We start from the raw sequence: 16,747 nt of genomic DNA, 5'->3' as shown, positions 1-16,747 counted from the left end.
TCCTTAACGTTCTTCATCAATTAACTGGATTAACGTCTCTTTACTTGGCAACACCGTCATATATTTGCTTGCAAAAATCTGCTGATTATCGTCAGGCAAGGTAAACTCAACCACCGACTGACTTTTATCTTGGCAAAGAATAATGCCGATAGTTTTATTTTCATCACTTAGCTTAATTTTGCGATCATAATAATTGACATACATCTGCATTTGCCCAATATCTTGATGCTTGAGCTTGCCGATTTTCAGATCAATCAGCACAAAGCAACGCAACAAGCGGTTATAAAAGACCAAATCAATGTAAAAATGCTGTTCATCAAAGGTAATTCGCTCTTGTCTGCCAACAAAAGTAAAGCCTGCCCCGAGTTCTAACAAGAAATGTTCCAACTTATCAATCAACTTTTGCTCAAGTTCATTTTCGGAATAGCTGTGATGTTCAGGCAAACCGAGAAATTCCAAAATATAAGGATCTTTAATTAAATCTTCAGGTTTTTCAATAATTTGCCCTTTTAACGCTAAAGCTCTGATTTCATCTTTATCCTTACTCAACGCCAAACGAGCAAACAAAGCGGTATCATATTGACGCTCAAGCTCTCTCAAACTCCAATTATTTTTAGTCGCTTCAATTTCGTAAAAACGGCGTTCGTAAGGATCGTCTATTCGCATTAGTTTTTGGTAGTGCGACCAACTTAGCGTAAATTCGCTAGACAGTGTCTGGCGATTTGTATTTTTATTGCTCAATTCGGCAGACACTGTCTGCCGAAAGTGTGAACCACCGCTTACATCATTAAGTAATAATCTTTGTTGAGAATAACTTAAATAAAATTGTCGCATATTCTTCAAATTTCTTTCGGAAAAACCTTTTCCAAATTGCTTAGTTAAATTTTGCGATAAAAATTTAAGCTGCTGTTTTCCATATTCAGCTCGGTTTTCTCCCTGTTGCTCATCTTCCACAATCATTCGTCCAATCTCAAAATAAGTATGAACAATGGTTGTGTTTACCGCTTGTACAGCTCGGTGGCGTGCGGTATTAAGCAACACCGCAATGCGATGAAATAAATCTTGATTGGTTAAATCGTTCATTTGCTTCTCCATTTCGCTTATACCGCAAGCATTACTCTACTGTTTTTGTTGAGCTTCCTTTTTTGCCTTTGCTCTTGCAATCGCTGCTGCAACCGCCGCCTTTCTCGGATCTTCGACAGTTTCAGCTTTTGCAATATTTTCTTCAGAAACGACCGCTTGCTGTGCTTCTTTTTTCGCTTTCGCTCGTGCTAATGCGGCAGCAACAGCGGCTTTTCTCGGATCTTCAACGGTTTCAGCTTTTGCAACATTTTCTTCAGAAACGACAGCTTGTTGTGCTTCTTTTTTCGCTTTCGCTCTGGCTAACGCTGCAGCAACAGCCGCTTTTCTTGGATCTTCAACTGTTTCTGTTTTTGCAACATTTTCTTCAGAAACGACCGCTTGTTGAGCTTCTTTTTTCGCCTTAGCTCTAGCCAACGCTGCCGCAACCGCTGCTTTTCTCGGATCTTCAACCGTTTCTGCTTTTGCAACATTTTCTTCAGAAGCGACCGCTTGTTGTGCTTCTTCCGCCTGTTTTGCCAAGCGTCTTGCTCTGCGTTGTGCCATTAACTCGCTGTTATCAGGCTCGCCGTTTGCTTTGATTTGGGCTTTGGCTTGAACGGTTTGAGCTGGCTCTACGGTGTCGGCTTTTTTTGCTTTTAGGCGTTCGAGAGCCGCTTTTACAGGATCTTCCCCTTGACTGTTCGCCACTTCTTCACGGCGTTTTTCTGCCGCTTGTTGAATGCGGGCGGTGCGGGCTTCTTTCTCTTTGTTTAAGCGAGCTTCCCTTGCTTCAAAGCGGAGTTTGGCTTCTTCTGCTTGTTTAGCTTTTTGATCGACTTCTTGGATCTTGGCTTTTTCTTGGCGGAAGTATTGCACCAACGGAATGTAGCTTGGGCAAACGTAGGCACAAACGCCACACTCAATGCAAGCGTCTAAGTGATAAGTCTTTGATTTATCGTGATCTTCGGCACGAGCAAACCAGTAAAGTTGTTGTGGCAATAAGCCCACAGGACAAGCATCGGAACAGCTTGAACAGCGGATACAACTGCGTTCAGGCTGTGGCGGTGCATATTCAAAATGGTCAGGCGCGATAATGCAGTTTGCGGTTTTGGTGATCGGCGATTGTAGTGACGGCAAAATAAAGCCCATCATCGGACCGCCCAAAAAGACCGGAAAACGTTCGTCCGCTTGATAATCGACCTGTTCCAACAAATGCAAAATCGGCGTGCCGAGCCTTGCCCACACGTTGCCTTTGTTGCGAATTTTATCGCCTGTCAGCGTTACCACCCGTTCAATCAACGGCTCATCGTCCATAACCGCCCGTTTCACCGCAAAAGCTGTGCCGACATTGTGCATTACAATGCCCATCTCAATCGTTCGTTTGCCCTGCGGAATTTCCAAGCCCGTTAGCACTTGCACCAACTGATCGCTTGCCCCTGACGGATATTTGGTCGGGATCACTCGCACGCCAATATCATTTGCACCTTTTAAGGCTTTTTCGACTGCTTGGATCGCCTTTGGCTTGTTATCTTCAATGGCGATCACCACTTCTTCAGGGCGAAGTACATAGCGTAAAATTCGCACACCTTCGATCATTTCATCTGCATAATCTTGCATCAAACGATCATCGCAAGTGATATAAGGCTCGCACTCTGCCCCGTTAATAATCAATAACTTACAGCGTTTATCAGCAAAATGGAGCTTATGCGATGTCGGGAACACTGCACCGCCCAACCCTGCGATCCCAGCTTGGTAAACTTTTTGGATAATCTGATCGCTTGTTAGGCTTAAAAAATCGTCTATCGGCTGGCGTTCGATCCACTTATCTTCGCCGTCCGTTTCAATCACAATGGTCAATTCAGGCAAGCCAGACGGGTGTGATGAAACGTGTGGCTGAATTGCCACCACTTTGCCAGACGTTGGGCTATGTACAGGAAGCTGGCGATAGTTGTCGCCTTTGGTCAGAGCCTGCCCTTTCAGCACCAAATCGCCCTGTTGCACAATCACGTCCCCTGCGACACCCGAATGTTGCAACACAGGTACATAGAAAAATTTCGGCAAATGGAGCGAGCGGATCGGCTTTTGGTTCGACTGCTTTTTCATTTCAGGGGGGTGAATACCGCCGGGAAAATCCCACAATTTGCCTTCACGGATACGGCTTAACACATCAATTTGCATTACCGCCCCCGACTACGATTTTCTTTTCAGCGTCCGTTGTGTTCACAATCGGGATCACCAAATTTGCATCAAATTTCCAGTTCCAATTTTGCGTAGTTTGTTTAATTTTTATCATCTCAATACAGTCTGTCGGACAAGGAGCAACGCAAAGTTCGCACCCTGTACAAAAATCCGCAATCACCGTGTGCATCGCTTTGTTCGTGCCGATAATCGCATCAACAGGACAAGCGGCGATACATTTGGTACAGCCGATACACAATTCTTCGTGAATATACGCCACTTTCGGCACAGGCTGTTCGCCCGATGTTTCAGGCACATCAACACCGAGCAATTCGGCAATTTTCACCACCATTGCCTGCCCACCGGGAATACATTTGGTAATTTCATCGCCGTTTGCCACCGCTTCCGCATAAGGTTTACAGCCGGGATAGCCACATTGACCGCACTGGCTTTGTGGCAATAACGCATCAATCTGCTCAACAATCGGATCGGCTTCCACCTTGAGCTTAATTGACGAATAGCCCAACACCGCCCCAAAAATTAAGGCAACAAGTGCTATCGCAATCAATATATAAATAACAATGGCGTGATCGAACATTAGATTTTCACCAACCCAGTAAAGCCCATAAAGGCCAACGACATCAAGCCTGCGGTAATCAACGCAATAGACGCACCTTGAAAGGCTCTCGGCACATCGGCGGCGACAAGGCGTTCACGCAAAGCTGAAAAAAGCACTAAAACAAGAGAGAACCCTGCCGCCGCCCCAAAGCCGTAAAGCACTGACTGTACAAGGTTATTCGATAAATTCACGTTCAACAACGCCACGCCCAGCACCGCACAGTTGGTCGTAATTAACGGCAAATAAATGCCGAGCAAGCGGTATAAAGTCGGGCTAGTTTTGTGGACGATCATTTCGGTTAATTGCACAATCACCGCAATCACCAAAATAAACACGAGTGTGCGTAAAAATTGAGCCTGCAACGGCACAAGCAGATAGCTTTCCACCAAATAAGCGGCAAGCGATGCCACCGTCAAAACGAAAGTCGTTGCCATACCCATACCAATAGCGGTTTCCACTTTTTTAGACACACCCATAAACGGACAAAGCCCCAAAAACTTCACCAACACGAAGTTATTGATTAACGCCGTTCCGATAATTAACAAAAGATAATCGACCATTTAACCCACGAAATTTATCATTAGAAATTCAAAAAATGCCGGCTATTATCGGCTTTTTTGCTGTAATGAACAACCGAATTTCGCTAATATAAACAACAAGCGGTCGGATTTTCTCAAAAATTTGCAAGGGGGAACTATGCAATCCAAACAATTCTTTATCTACGGCTTGGTGCAAGGTGTTGGCTTTCGTTTTTTCACTTGGCAAACGGCAAATAAAATCGGCGTGGTGGGTTCGGTACGAAATTGCAATGACGGCAGTGTCGAAGTGATCGCCACAGGCACAGACGAGCAGATCGCAAAATTGCGAGAATGGCTACAACACGGCCCCCGTTCGGCAAGGGTGGAGCGAGTGATTGAGTTGGATTATAAAGGCGATAAAGCCTTTACCGATTTTGATGTTTACCATTATTGATAAAATCTGCTTGACCTTATAGCAACTACAGACTTTATCCTAATCTCACCTTATTATTGGAGATTAGGATTTATGCACACTCATTCACATACCCATTCACATTCAACATCTTGCTCTCATTCTGAGCATCATCACAGCCATATTCCGCAAGATCGCCGTATTTTGTTGTTCAGTTTTGCATTGATCAGCTTATTTATGCTAGTGGAGTTTGTCGGCGGTTATCTTTTTAACAGCTTGGCATTAATGGCAGATGCAGGGCATATGGCAAACGACAGTTTATCGCTAGGGCTTGCGGTTCTTGCGTTATGGATTGCGGATAAAAAGCCGAAACTGTCGCAGTGGTTGGCAGTGCTGAACGGCAGTTCGTTATTGGTGATTGCAGGCTATATCATTTGGGAATCGGTTGAGCGATTGCACACACCGCAATCAATGCAGGCGTTGCCGATGATATGGGTGGCGACACTCGGCTTAGCCGTCAATCTGATTGTGGCTCGTTTAATGCTTAAAGCCGATCACGACAATCTCAATGTGCGTTCGGCATATTTGCACGTTATGGCAGATTTGCTTGGCTCTGTGGTTGCGATTATTTCAGGCTTGACAGCGTATTGGCTAAATTGGCAATGGGTCGATCCTATGGCGAGTTTATTGCTCAGTTTGGTGATCTTACGCAGCGGCTGGCAGGTGACACAAAATGCGATAAAAAGCCTGAAGTCTTGATAAACAGGGCGACTATTCGCCCTGATGCTCAATCGCTATTTTCGCTTTCAATCCCGAAATCGCTTTACAATTTTCGACATCGTGTTCTTCTACGTTCACTAATTGATTTAGAAAATCTTTAATTTCAATTAGTTGAGCGATCTTCTCATCGACTTTCGCCAAATGTTGCACAATCATCTGATCAGCGGTGCAAGATTTTTGCGGTAGCGATTTGAGTTGGTTGAGATATTTAATCTCGTCCAACGAAAAACCTAAGGCTCGGCAGTTGCGGATAAACCGAAGCAACTCAAGTGCTGCCGAGCCATACACCCGATAGCCATTTGCGGAACGTTGTGGCTCGGGCAAAATCCCGACTTTTTCATAATAGCGAATTGTCTCTAAATTCACACCGCTTGCTTTGCTTAATTCGTTGATTTTCATTTTATAAATCCCTTGACCTTGTAGCAACTACAGACTTTACACTGCAATCTCTTATTAATCAATAAAAAGGAAACTCAATGAAAAAAAGTGTACTTATCGCGCTTGTGGCGGTTGCGGTAGCATTTGGTGGCTATGCTTACACGGAATTTAATGGCACGCCTACGCAAAGTAATGCGGAATTTATCCGCTCTTATAGCCCTAGAATTGGCGAAGTAAACGCCCCTGTGACGATTGTGGAATTTTTTGACCCGTCCTGCGAAGCCTGTCGAGCAATCTATCCTTATGTCAAAGCGATTTTAGCTGAAAACCCTAAAGATGTTCGGCTGGTAATGCGTTATGCCTTGTTCCACAAAGGCTTGGAAAAGGCAGCGCGTATTCTGGAAGCGGCACGTTTGCAAGATAAATATCCTGCGGTGCTTGAAGCGGTGCTAAATTCACAACCTGAATGGCACGATGATGAAAATGCTCAAGCCGCTTGGGACGCCGCGGTAAAAGCAGGTTTAGATCCTGAATTAGCGAAGCAACAAATGTATTCTGAGAGTGTGACGGCAGCATTGGAAAGTGATGCGAAAGATATTGAGAAGCTGAAAATTCTCAAAACCCCTGAATTTTTCGTGAATGGCAAGAAACTCGAAGAATTTCATCCTGATCAACTTTATCTTTTGGTTCAGGAACAGTTAGCAAAAGTGAAAAAGTAAAGGTAAAAAGATGAGAGAAAGTGACCGTTTTCTCTCTTTTTTCAAGGAAAATTCAGATGAAAACAGCATTAAAATGGCTATGGTTAAGCCTGATTGCGATATTGATTGATTTAGGTGTTAAACAGCTTGTGGTTGAACGTTTTGAGCTATCAGAAAGCATTAATCTCTTGCCATTTTTTAATTTAACCTATGCAAGAAATTATGGGGCAGCCTTTAGCTTTTTAGCCGATCAATCGGGCTGGCAGACCTATTTTTTCTTAGGATTAGCGTTATTTATTTCGGGCTTTTTGACATATTTGCTCTATCAAAATAAAGCCAAATCTCAATGGGAAAATGTTGGCTACGCATTAATTATCGGGGGCGGTTTAGCAAATGGGATTGACCGTGCTTTTCGTGGCTATGTGGTGGATTATTTACATCTTTTTTGGAAAACGTGGCATTATCCGATTTTCAACCTTGCAGATGTCTTTATTTTTGTCGGGGTGTGTAGTTTATTTGTCAATTCTTATCAAGAAGAAAAAGCAATAACAACTCCTTATGTAAATAAAAATAGTTCTTATTGACACAAATTTGTAAAAAATCTAAACTGTTCAAGTTTTGTAAACAGCTACATTGATTGTAGGTTATTTTCCTTTATTTTCGAGGATCTTTTATGAAAAAATCACTTTCTCTTCTTACAGTTGTATTATCTAGCATCATTTCTACTTCTGCTTTAGCTTCAAATGAAGTTAATGTTTACTCTTATCGTCAGCCGTACTTAATCGAGCCGATGTTAAAAGACTTTGAAAAACAAACAGGCATTAAAGTTAATGTGATCTTTGCAGATAAAGGCTTAGTTGAACGTGTTAAAAAAGAAGGCGAATTAAGTCCTGCGGATGTTTTATTAACCGTTGATATTAGTCGTGTAATGGAAATTGTAAAAGCAGGGCTTGCTCAAAAAGTAAATTCAAAAACTTTAGAGAAAAACATTCCTGCACAATTCCGTGATTCTAATGGTGAATGGTTCGGTTTAACTTCACGTGCACGTGTGATTTATTCATCAAAAGATCGTGTGGGCAAATTACCTGCTGGTTTTGACTATTTAGATTTAGCGAAACCAGAATATAAAGGCAAAGTCTGCGTACGTTCAGGCAAAAACTCTTACAACGTATCACTCTTTGCGGCAATGATTGAACATTATGGCGTGGAAAGAACCAAATCGTTCTTAGAAGGCTTAAAAGCAAATCTTGCACAAAAACCACAAGGTGGCGACCGTGACCAAGTGAAAGCAATCAAAGAAGGCATTTGTGATTACGCTTTAGGTAACAGCTACTACTATGGTAAAATGCTTGAAGATGAAAAACAAAAAGCGTGGGCAGAGTCAGCAGTTATCAACTTCCCGAATGGACAATTTGGTACACACGTGAATATCAGTGCGGTTGCGCTTGCTAAACACTCACCAAATAAAGCCAATGCCATCAAGCTAATTGAATTTTTAAGTGGTGATAAAGCACAAAGTTTATATGCCGAACTTAACCACGAATATCCAGTTAAACTAGGCGTTGAACGTTCAGCGTTAGTAAAAGGCTGGGGCGATTACTCTGCTGACGCAATTAAACTTGAAGATATTGCGAAAAACTACGAAAAAGCATTGAAATTAGTTGATGAAGTCAAATTTGATGATTTTGGTGCGAAATAATTAGTTTGATATAACTAATGTAGGGACACACTGCGTGTGTCCGTTATATACGAACGTTATAAAGTGGACACACTCAGTGTGTCCCTACAAATTCAAAAGATACTCCCCTTATTTAAAAGGGGAATTTTTATTTTAAATGGATTGAGATTTTAGCACTTTATGGCAAACCGACACTTGACTTGGCAACTCTCTTCCCTTGCAGCAACGCTCTTAATTCTGTTGCCATTGCTTGCAATAGGCTATCACGCCTTTGACGGTGAAATGGAAAACCTGCAACATCTGTGGGATACGATGCTCGGGACTTACCTGCTCAATTCAACCTTACTCGTGCTTGGCACTGTTGCCCTTGCACTTTTCTTTGCGTTACCGTCCGCTTGGATTGTGGCGAATTATCAATTTGTTGGACAGAAAACTCTACAGTGGTTGCTCTGCTTGCCGTTGGCGATGCCTGCTTACCTTATCGCTTATCTTTACACCGATTTACTCGACTATTCAGGGGCATTTCAAGAGATGCTTCGGGGTATTTTCGGCTGGCAAAGTCCGCAAGATTACTGGTTTCCGAAAATCCGCACCCTGTACGGTGCTTGCTTTGTGTTGGCGTTAGTGCTTTACCCTTATATTTTCCTGTTGGCTCGTGTGGCGTTATTAGAACAATCTGAAAATCTCACCCACAGTGCCAGAATGTTAGGCTCTTCTCCGTCCGATATTTTCCGCAAAATCACCTTTCCCCTTATCCGCCCTGCGATTGCAGTCGGTATGGCGTTAGTGGCAATGGAAACCTTAGGCGACTTCGGCACGGTTTCTTACTTTGCCGTACCAACTTTAACCACCGCCATTTACGACTCGTGGCTTGGCTTTCAAGATCTCGGCACGGCAAGCCGTATTTCGATTTTTATGTTGCTGATGATCTTTTTGTTTATCAGCCTTGAACAATACAGCCGCCGCAAGCAGAAAAGCTATCAGCGTGGCTATGAAAAGAAAACGTCTTTTAAACAGCTTACGGGCTGGAAATTGTGGTTGGCACAGCTTTGGTGTTGGGGCTTGTTGGCGTTGGCGTTTTTCATTCCTGTTGGACGCTTGATTTTTTGGGCGTTCCACTATTTTGAACAGTCGTGGAATTTGGACTTTGTTCAGTTTGCCTTAAACAGCTTGAAAGTGTCGATCATTGCCTCTGTCGTGACCGTTGCCCTTGCCCTGTTGTTGCACTTTGCACATCGCCTGTCGGTTAATCGCAGATTTTGGGCGAAATCGACCCGCTTGTCGTTGCAGTTTTCATCGCTCGGCTACGCCATTCCCGGTACGGTATTGGCTATCGGCTTGCTCTCGCCTTTGACCTTTGCCGATCACCAACTGCACGCTCTGCTCAAATCCCTTGAGCTGCCGCCTGCTGGCTTGATCTTCTCGGGATCGCTATTTGCTCTCGTGTTGGCTTATGTGATCCGTTTTTCTGCCATGGCTATCGGCAGCCTTGAAACATCGCTCGGCAAAATTTCACCGTCACTTGATATGGCAAGTCAAACAATGGGCAAAACAGGCTTTGCGATGTTTAGACGTGTACATATCCCTTTGATTATTAAAGGAATTATTACCGCAGGTTTAATGGTCTTTATTGAAAGTATGAAAGAGCTGAATGCGTCACTGTTGTTGCGACCGTTCAACTTCGACACCCTCGCCACCCACGTTTTCACCTTTACTTCGGACGAACAATTAGAACGTGCCGCCTTGCCTGCCATTGTATTGGTGTTGGTGGGGCTGATCCCTGTGATTTGGCTGACCCGTTCGTTAATCTCTCAATCGCAAAAAGAACGTTAATATGAAATTACTTGATATTCAAAATCTTAGCTGTCAATTCGATCAAACTGCGGTGTTGAAATCGCTCAACCTTGCGGTCAATGAAAATGAAATCGTCTGCTTATTAGGGGCAAGCGGTTGTGGCAAAACCACCTTGCTCAAAGCGATTGCTGGCTTGTTGCCAATTAGCGAAGGGCAAATTTTTCTAGCAGGGGAAGATTTGCAGAAAAAACCGATAGAACAACGCCAAATCGGGCTGATTTTCCAAGATTACGCCCTGTTTCCACATTTGACGGTGGCTCAAAACATTCAATTTGGCTTGTGCAAAATGTGCAAATCCGACCAACAATGTTGCACCGAACAGATGTTATCGGTGGTCAAACTCAACGGCTTTGAAGGACGCTTCCCCCACGAACTCTCGGGCGGACAACAACAACGTGTCGCCATTGCTCGTGCTTTAGCTTGCGAACCTGAATTGCTACTGCTTGATGAACCGTTCTCAAACATCGACAGCCAAACTCGCTATGCGATGATCCAAGAGATTAAACAGATTTTGAAAACCCAAAAAGTCCCTGCGATTTTCGTGACCCACAGCAAAGAAGAAGCCTTTGCTTTTGCCGATAAAATTGCGGTAATGGATCAGGGCAAAATCGTCCAATTCGGCACCCCAACCGAACTCTACCACGCCCCTGTCAATGCCTTTGTCGCAGATTTTTTAGGCGGCACAAACTATTTGCCGTGCAAAGTATTAGAAAATCACTTTTTAGCAAGCCCAATCGGCACTTACCAATTCCCTGAAATTGAGTACCCACTCGGCGACTACCACTGGCTACTCCGCCCTGAACAAATTACGCTCAAAGCCGATGAGAACGGGCAAGGCATCATCACCGAAAAACTGTTCTTAGGGCAGTTCTACCGCTATCAAATTGCAATAAATGGCACAAATGTCACCGCTTACCAAACGGCAGATCTAGCGCTTCAAGCAAAAGTTTCAGTCAGTTTCCAAATGAGAGAATTGGTGCTGTTTAAGCGATAAAATAAGGGCAGACACATCGTCTGCCCTAATCAAATGCTTTACAAGCGGTAGGTTTAGTCTAATTTTTTACAAATTACTTATGCGGATTACGCGTATCTGCATCGACTAAATTACGCATTAATAACGCATAATCTAATTCCACATCAGCAGGGACATCTAAAAAGACAAAATGCCCGTCACCTAAACCCGCTTCGACTTCTTCATTTTTGCGGTTAAGCATACGCTTGATTTTAAATACGATATTGCCTTTTGGGGTCATCATTTCGACTTCATCGCCGAGTAAGAATTTGTTTTTGACCGCCACTTCCGCCATGCCTAAATCGTTGCGTCTGCCGGTAAATTCGCCGACAAACTGCTGGCGTTCGGAGATCGAATAGCCGTAATCGTAATTTTGATATTCATCGTGGGTATGACGGCGTAAGAAGCCCTCTGTATAGCCACGGTGGGCGAGCGACTCGAGTGTATCCATTAAACTTTCGTCAAACGGCTTGCCTGCGGCAGCATCATCAATCGCTTTGCGGTAAACTTGAGCGGTTCTTGCACAGTAATAGAACGATTTTGTCCGTCCCTCAATTTTTAACGAATGCACGCCGATTTGAGCCAGTTTCTCAACGTGTTGCACCGCACGCAAATCTTTTGAGTTCATAATGTAAGTGCCGTGTTCGTCTTCAAAAGCGGTCATTTGTTCATCAGGTTTTTGCGACTCGGCAAGCAGGAACACTTTACTGGTGGTATCGCCCTCGCCCAAGGTTGGTGCGACATTTTTAATCTCAATCTGCTGTTCAGGATCGATTTTTGAAACGATATTGCCCACATCATCAACCTTGCCTTCTTCCACTTGATATTCCCAACGGCAAGCGTTGGTGCAAGTGCCTTGATTTGGGTCACGCTTGTTAATATAGCCCGACAGCAAACAACGCCCCGAATACGCCATACATAACGCACCGTGAACGAAAATTTCGATTTCCATATCTGGCACTTGCTCACGGATTTCCGCAATCTCTTCAATGGAAAGCTCACGAGACAAAATCACACGGATCAAGCCCATCTGTTTCCAGAACTTAACCGTTGCCCAGTTTACCGCATTGGCTTGCACCGAAAGGTGAATATCCATTTCAGGAAAATGCTCACGCACCAACATAATCAAGCCTGGATCAGACATAATCAGTGCGTCAGGTTTCATATCAACTACAACTTGCAAATCTTTGATAAAGGTTTTGAGCTTGGAGTTGTGCGGTGCAATGTTTACCACCACATAAAATTTCTTGCCAAGAGCGTGAGCTTCGTCAATGCCGATTTTCAGGTTAGCGTGATTAAATTCATTGTTGCGAACACGCAAGCTGTAACGTGGCTGCCCTGCGTAAACCGCATCTGCCCCGTAAGCAAAGGCGTAACGCATATTTTTCAGTGAGCCAGCTGGAGATAAAAGTTCTGGTTTGTTTTGTAACATGTTGGTTCTCTTTCTGATAACAAGTCAGGGCTTTCCCGTAGGAAAGCGTAAAAAGGTGTTATTCTAACGGAATAACGCCTTTGGAGTAAGGGGATTTACGGAAAATAAATTTTTTGCCTAGCACGGCATAGCCGTACTAGGTTAAGCATATGCAGTGCCTCTGGCACTGTAATCAAGAGCAGCAGAGCTGCTCAATTATGCTTAACCCAGTACACTCTGCGTGCTGGGATATTAACTCCCCACTTTATTAATCAAAAACTGACTCAACAACGGCACAGGTCTGCCTGTGGCACCTTTGGCAGCCCCTGATTTCCATGCGGTGCCAGCAATATCAAGGTGGGCCCAGTGGTATTTTTTGGTGAAGTTGGACAGGAACACACCAGCGGTAATGGCTCCACCTAAACGTCCACCAATGTTGGCTAGGTCGGCAAAATTGGATTTTAACTGCTCTTGATACTCTTCGCCCATCGGTAAACGCCACGCTTTATCGTCCGCTTGTTCGGCGGCGTTTAAAAGGTCGTTGGCAAGAGCATTATTTGGCGAAATCAATCCGCTGTTGTGGTTGCCTAAGGCAATCATACAAGCCCCCGTGAGTGTGGCGACATCGATCACGAGTTCAGGATCGAAACGTTCCACGTAAGTCAAAGTATCGCATAGCACCAAACGCCCTTCAGCGTCCGTATTCAACACTTCAACGGTTAAGCCTGACATTGTGGTTAAAATATCGCCCGGTCGGTAAGCGTTGCCGTCTGGCATATTTTCACAGCCTGCCAATACGCCGATCACATTTAACGGCAGTTTCATTTCTGCGATTGCTTTCATTGTGCCGTAAACGGACGCCGCTCCGCCCATATCGTATTTCATCTCGTCCATTGCGTCCGAAGGCTTGATCGAAATACCGCCTGTGTCAAAGGTTAAACCTTTGCCGACAAACACAATCGGCTTGGCATTTGGATTAGGGTGAGCTTTATATTCGATCACCGACAGATAGGCTTGATTTGCCGAGCCACGAGAGACAGCAAGGTAAGCGTTCATATTAAGTGCAGCCATCTCTTTTTCATCTAACACGGTGGTGGTGATGTTGTCGTAGTTATCGGCTAATTCTTTGGCTAATTTGGCAAGATATTGCGGATTGCATACATTTGGCGGACAGTTTGCCACATTTTTGGCGAAGATCACGCCTGTTGCAATCGCTTTGCCGTGTTCGACCGCTTGTTCTGCCACAGTGAGATCTTTGCGATTTGCCACGTTAAAGGTGATTTTGCGTAACTCACGGCGGATTTCAGGTTTGACGCTTTTAAATTCATTGTAGTGATAGCCGTTTTCTTGAATGGCTTCAATGGCAAAACGAATGTTCCAGTACACCGAACGGGCTTTGACGTGCAATTCCGTTAAAAAGCACGTTGCTTCGGTGGAGCCTGTGTCGTTAATCACTTGCACCATTTTTTGAATAGTTTGCTTGTATTGACGTTCGGTCAATTCACGCTCTTTGCCACAGCCGACCAACAGCACTCGATCCGCAGGAACATTTGGCACATTGTGTAACAGCAACGTCTGCCCGACACGTCCTTCTAGATCGCCTTTACGCAAAAGACTGCTTAAATAACCATCACTTAGTTTGTCTAATTGCTCTGCCGCAGGGGATAAACGGCGTGGTTCATAAACCCCAACAACTAAACAGCCTGTGCGTTGTTTTTCGACTGAACCGTTTTTAACGCTAAATTCCATACATTACTCCCGTGATTTTTTCTGTATAAAAGGGTATGATTACACATTTTACAAGCGGTGAGTTTTTCGCAAAATTTTACCAAAATCCAACCGCTTGAACTTGCAATCAAAATACTGGTCGTAAAGCTACCTACTTGCTTAAAAATTGCAAGCATTAAATTGCTAAAATGAGAACTTTGTCGTGATTTTAAGTCGATATTTAACGAAAGAAATTTTTAAGAGCCAAATTGCTATACTTTTCATACTGTTAGTGATCTTCTTCTGCCAACAATTAGTCCGAGTATTAAGCTCGGCAGTGAGCGGAAAAGTACCGACAGATCTTGTATTAAGCCTACTCGGATTGGGTATGCCGACAATGGCACAGCTGATGTTGCCATTATCGCTTTTTATTGCTCTTTTGCTCACTTTAGGGCGTTTTTATGCGGAAAGTGAAATTACTGTGATGCGTGCTTGTGGCGTAGGACAAGGACTATTGGTTAAATCAGCACTTTTTTTATCACTTTTTACTACAGCGCTTGCTACCTATAACGTCTTTTGGTTAACACCATGGGCAATTAACAAACAAAGTGAAATGTTAGCAGAAGCCAAAGCAAATCCACGATTTGCCGCATTATCTGCTGGACAATTTATGTCAGCGGGGGGATATGTCCTGTTCATTGATAATATCCAAGATAACAGAATTAATGATATTTATGTATTCCAACCTGATCAGCAAAAGAAAAATAAACCATCAGTAGTCGTTGCTGAAACAGGCGAATTACAAGGGCTACCAAATGGTGATCAACTATTAAATTTAGCCAATAGCACTCGCTATGAAGGAACATCACGAAGTGCGGATTTCCGAATCTCTCACTTTGATAGCTACACGGCTTATCTTGGGTATCAAGATGTAGAAAGCGATGAAAAATTAGTACAACGTGCAGATTTTAAAAAGTTAATTGCCGAAAACTCACCTGAAGCAAAATCAGAATTACAATGGCGTTTGGCATTGATTTTTGCTGTACCGTTAATGGCATTGCTTGCTGTGCCGATGAGTAGCGTTAATCCACGTCAAGGGCGTTTTGCGAAATTATTGCCTGCTTTATTGCTCTATTTAATCTATTTCCTATTACAAAGTTCACTGAAATCAGCAGGCAGCTCAGGAAAAGTAGATGTTTCACTCTTAATGCCCGCCGTCTCTGTGGCATTTTTAATTCTGGGCATCATATTAAATAGTTGGGACAGCAAATGGCTCTCAGCACTACGTTATCGTTTTTCAACTAAAAAGGTGGCAAGCTAATGAATGTATTAGAGCGTTATATCGGAAAAACCATTCTAGCAGCCATTATGCTCACACTTTTTATGTTAGTTGGGCTTGGAGCAATTATTAAATTCGTAGAAGAATTTAGAGCAGTAGGACAAGGAAATTATGACGGCTTACACGCTGCATATTACACGTTATTAACGATTCCACGAGATATTGAAACCTTTTTCCCAATCGCCGCATTATTAGGCTCATTGATGGGCTTAGGTGGCTTGGCAAGCCGTAGCGAATTGGTGGTTATGCAATCAGCTGGCTTTTCTCGTTTCCGTATCGGTTTAGCTGTGATGAAAACCGCTATTCCGCTGATGATTATAACCATGATCATGGGCGAATGGGGCGTGCCGCAAACGGAGCAATATGCCCGTAATATGCGTTCTATTGCTCAAAGTGGCGGTTCAATGCTGGCGACACAAGGTGGTTTTTGGGCGAAAGATGGCAAAGATTTCATCTATATCCGCCAAATTCAAGATGAACGCAATTTAAATAACTTATTGATTTATCAATTTGAAAATCGTGAATTAAAATCGATTAAGCAAGCTGAAAAAGCCACCTATTCAGAACAAGGATGGGTATTACAGAAAGTAGAAAAATCTGAGATTCATGAAAATAATATTGTGCAAACCAAAGAAGCAGATCAACCTTGGCAAACAAGCATTACGCCAAGTAAATTAGGTATTGTTTCATTAAAACCTGAATCATTGTCGATCAGTGGACTGGCTGATTATGTAGGATTCTTAAAAGAAACAGGGCAAGATCCAAAACGTTTTGAGATCACATTTTGGCGAAAAGTCTTCCAACCGATTTCAATGGCGGTGATGATGTTACTGGCGATTTCCTTTATTTTCGGTCCATTGCGTAGCAGTACAATGGGAGCGAAAATCGTGATTGGGATTTTAGCTGGCTTCGTTTTCTATGTAGCGAACATTGTCTTTGGTAATTTAAGCCTTGTCGTTTCTTGGCTACCTGTGCCGATAGGGGCATTGACTCCAAGTCTACTCTGTCTGATTGTGGTTTGGTGGTTGTTGAATAAGAAGCGAGATTAGATATATCTTGAACGATTGTAGGGACACACTGCGTGTGTCCGTTAAACATTGT

Annotated in this window: 16 protein-coding genes; 9 read left to right on the top strand and 7 right to left on the bottom strand. The window is 43.5% G+C overall.

What is annotated here, in order from left to right; genetic code table 11:
• Positions 1-3: 3 nt before the first annotated feature.
• Genes C5N92_RS07340 through rsxA form a run of 4 tightly spaced genes read right to left on the bottom strand, consistent with a single transcriptional unit; the run spans position 4 to position 4,419 of the window.
• Positions 4-1,083 (bottom strand): PDDEXK nuclease domain-containing protein, encoded by a 1,080-nt coding sequence (locus C5N92_RS07340; RefSeq protein ID WP_111750197.1) that lies wholly within the window; start codon positions 1,081-1,083, stop codon positions 4-6.
• Between the two features lie 36 nt (positions 1,084-1,119).
• The gene (gene rsxC, locus C5N92_RS07335; protein ID WP_111750196.1) at positions 1,120-3,240 is read right to left on the bottom strand and encodes an electron transport complex subunit RsxC; all 2,121 of its coding nucleotides are present in this window, start codon (positions 3,238-3,240) and stop codon (positions 1,120-1,122) included.
• The gene (gene rsxB / locus C5N92_RS07330) at positions 3,230-3,838 is read right to left on the bottom strand and encodes an electron transport complex subunit RsxB (protein ID WP_111750195.1); all 609 of its coding nucleotides are present in this window, start codon (positions 3,836-3,838) and stop codon (positions 3,230-3,232) included. The genes rsxC and rsxB overlap by 11 nt, the downstream gene beginning before the upstream one ends.
• Positions 3,838-4,419, bottom strand: coding sequence for an electron transport complex subunit RsxA (gene rsxA, locus C5N92_RS07325; RefSeq protein WP_111750194.1), 582 nt, complete (start codon positions 4,417-4,419; stop codon positions 3,838-3,840). Before rsxA ends, rsxB begins: the two co-directional genes overlap by 1 nt.
• Positions 4,420-4,555: 136 nt before the next feature.
• Between rsxA and C5N92_RS07320 the strand changes: the two genes are divergently transcribed.
• Positions 4,556-4,831 carry an acylphosphatase gene (locus C5N92_RS07320; protein WP_111750193.1) on the top strand — a complete coding sequence of 92 codons (276 nt, stop codon included), beginning with the start codon at positions 4,556-4,558 and terminating at the stop codon, positions 4,829-4,831.
• Positions 4,832-4,903: 72 nt separating this feature from the next.
• Positions 4,904-5,548, top strand: coding sequence for a cation diffusion facilitator family transporter (locus tag C5N92_RS07315; protein WP_111750192.1), 645 nt, complete (start codon positions 4,904-4,906; stop codon positions 5,546-5,548).
• A gap of 12 nt (positions 5,549-5,560) precedes the next feature.
• Here the strand turns inward: C5N92_RS07315 and C5N92_RS07310 are convergent, their stop codons facing one another.
• Positions 5,561-5,968, bottom strand: a complete 408-nt coding sequence (locus C5N92_RS07310; RefSeq protein WP_111750191.1) for a MerR family transcriptional regulator — start codon at positions 5,966-5,968, stop codon at positions 5,561-5,563.
• Between the two features lie 77 nt (positions 5,969-6,045).
• Here C5N92_RS07310 and C5N92_RS07305 point away from each other — a divergent pair, with 77 nt between their 5' ends.
• The 5 genes from C5N92_RS07305 (at position 6,046) to C5N92_RS07285 (ending at position 11,171) form a co-directional block, all read left to right on the top strand.
• Positions 6,046-6,666, top strand: a complete 621-nt coding sequence (locus tag C5N92_RS07305) for a DsbA family protein (RefSeq protein WP_111750190.1) — start codon at positions 6,046-6,048, stop codon at positions 6,664-6,666.
• Between the two features lie 56 nt (positions 6,667-6,722).
• Positions 6,723-7,229 carry a signal peptidase II gene (lspA, locus tag C5N92_RS07300; protein WP_111750189.1) on the top strand — a complete coding sequence of 169 codons (507 nt, stop codon included), beginning with the start codon at positions 6,723-6,725 and terminating at the stop codon, positions 7,227-7,229.
• Between the two features lie 89 nt (positions 7,230-7,318).
• A complete protein-coding gene (locus tag C5N92_RS07295) occupies positions 7,319-8,344 on the top strand; it encodes a Fe(3+) ABC transporter substrate-binding protein (RefSeq protein WP_111750188.1) in 1,026 nt (341 codons plus the stop codon).
• Positions 8,345-8,503: 159 nt separating this feature from the next.
• Entirely contained in the window at positions 8,504-10,156 is a 1,653-nt protein-coding gene (locus C5N92_RS07290) for an ABC transporter permease (protein ID WP_111750187.1), read from the top strand.
• A 1-nt stretch (position 10,157) separates the two neighbouring features.
• The gene (locus C5N92_RS07285; protein ID WP_111750186.1) at positions 10,158-11,171 is read left to right on the top strand and encodes an ABC transporter ATP-binding protein; all 1,014 of its coding nucleotides are present in this window, start codon (positions 10,158-10,160) and stop codon (positions 11,169-11,171) included.
• A gap of 73 nt (positions 11,172-11,244) precedes the next feature.
• On the opposite strand, the gene trhP is transcribed toward C5N92_RS07285, so the two are convergent.
• Positions 11,245-12,621, bottom strand: coding sequence for a prephenate-dependent tRNA uridine(34) hydroxylase TrhP (trhP, locus tag C5N92_RS07280; RefSeq protein ID WP_111750185.1), 1,377 nt, complete (start codon positions 12,619-12,621; stop codon positions 11,245-11,247).
• A gap of 231 nt (positions 12,622-12,852) precedes the next feature.
• Positions 12,853-14,349 (bottom strand): leucyl aminopeptidase, encoded by a 1,497-nt coding sequence (pepA, locus tag C5N92_RS07275; protein ID WP_111750184.1) that lies wholly within the window; start codon positions 14,347-14,349, stop codon positions 12,853-12,855.
• A 181-nt stretch (positions 14,350-14,530) separates the two neighbouring features.
• Here pepA and lptF point away from each other — a divergent pair, with 181 nt between their 5' ends.
• Both lptF and lptG read left to right on the top strand, forming a co-directional pair.
• Entirely contained in the window at positions 14,531-15,628 is a 1,098-nt protein-coding gene (lptF, locus tag C5N92_RS07270; RefSeq protein WP_111750183.1) for an LPS export ABC transporter permease LptF, read from the top strand.
• Positions 15,628-16,695: an LPS export ABC transporter permease LptG gene (lptG, locus tag C5N92_RS07265; protein ID WP_111750182.1), complete on the top strand. Its 1,068-nt coding sequence runs from the start codon at positions 15,628-15,630 to the stop codon at positions 16,693-16,695. Before lptF ends, lptG begins: the two co-directional genes overlap by 1 nt.
• Positions 16,696-16,747 lie beyond the last annotated feature (52 nt).

It is taken from the genome of Glaesserella australis (assembly GCF_003260095.1).
GTDB lineage: Bacteria > Pseudomonadota > Gammaproteobacteria > Enterobacterales > Pasteurellaceae > Glaesserella > Glaesserella australis.
The sequence above is the reverse complement of the archived record's forward strand: the minus strand, read 5'-3'. Positions and strand labels throughout refer to the sequence as shown.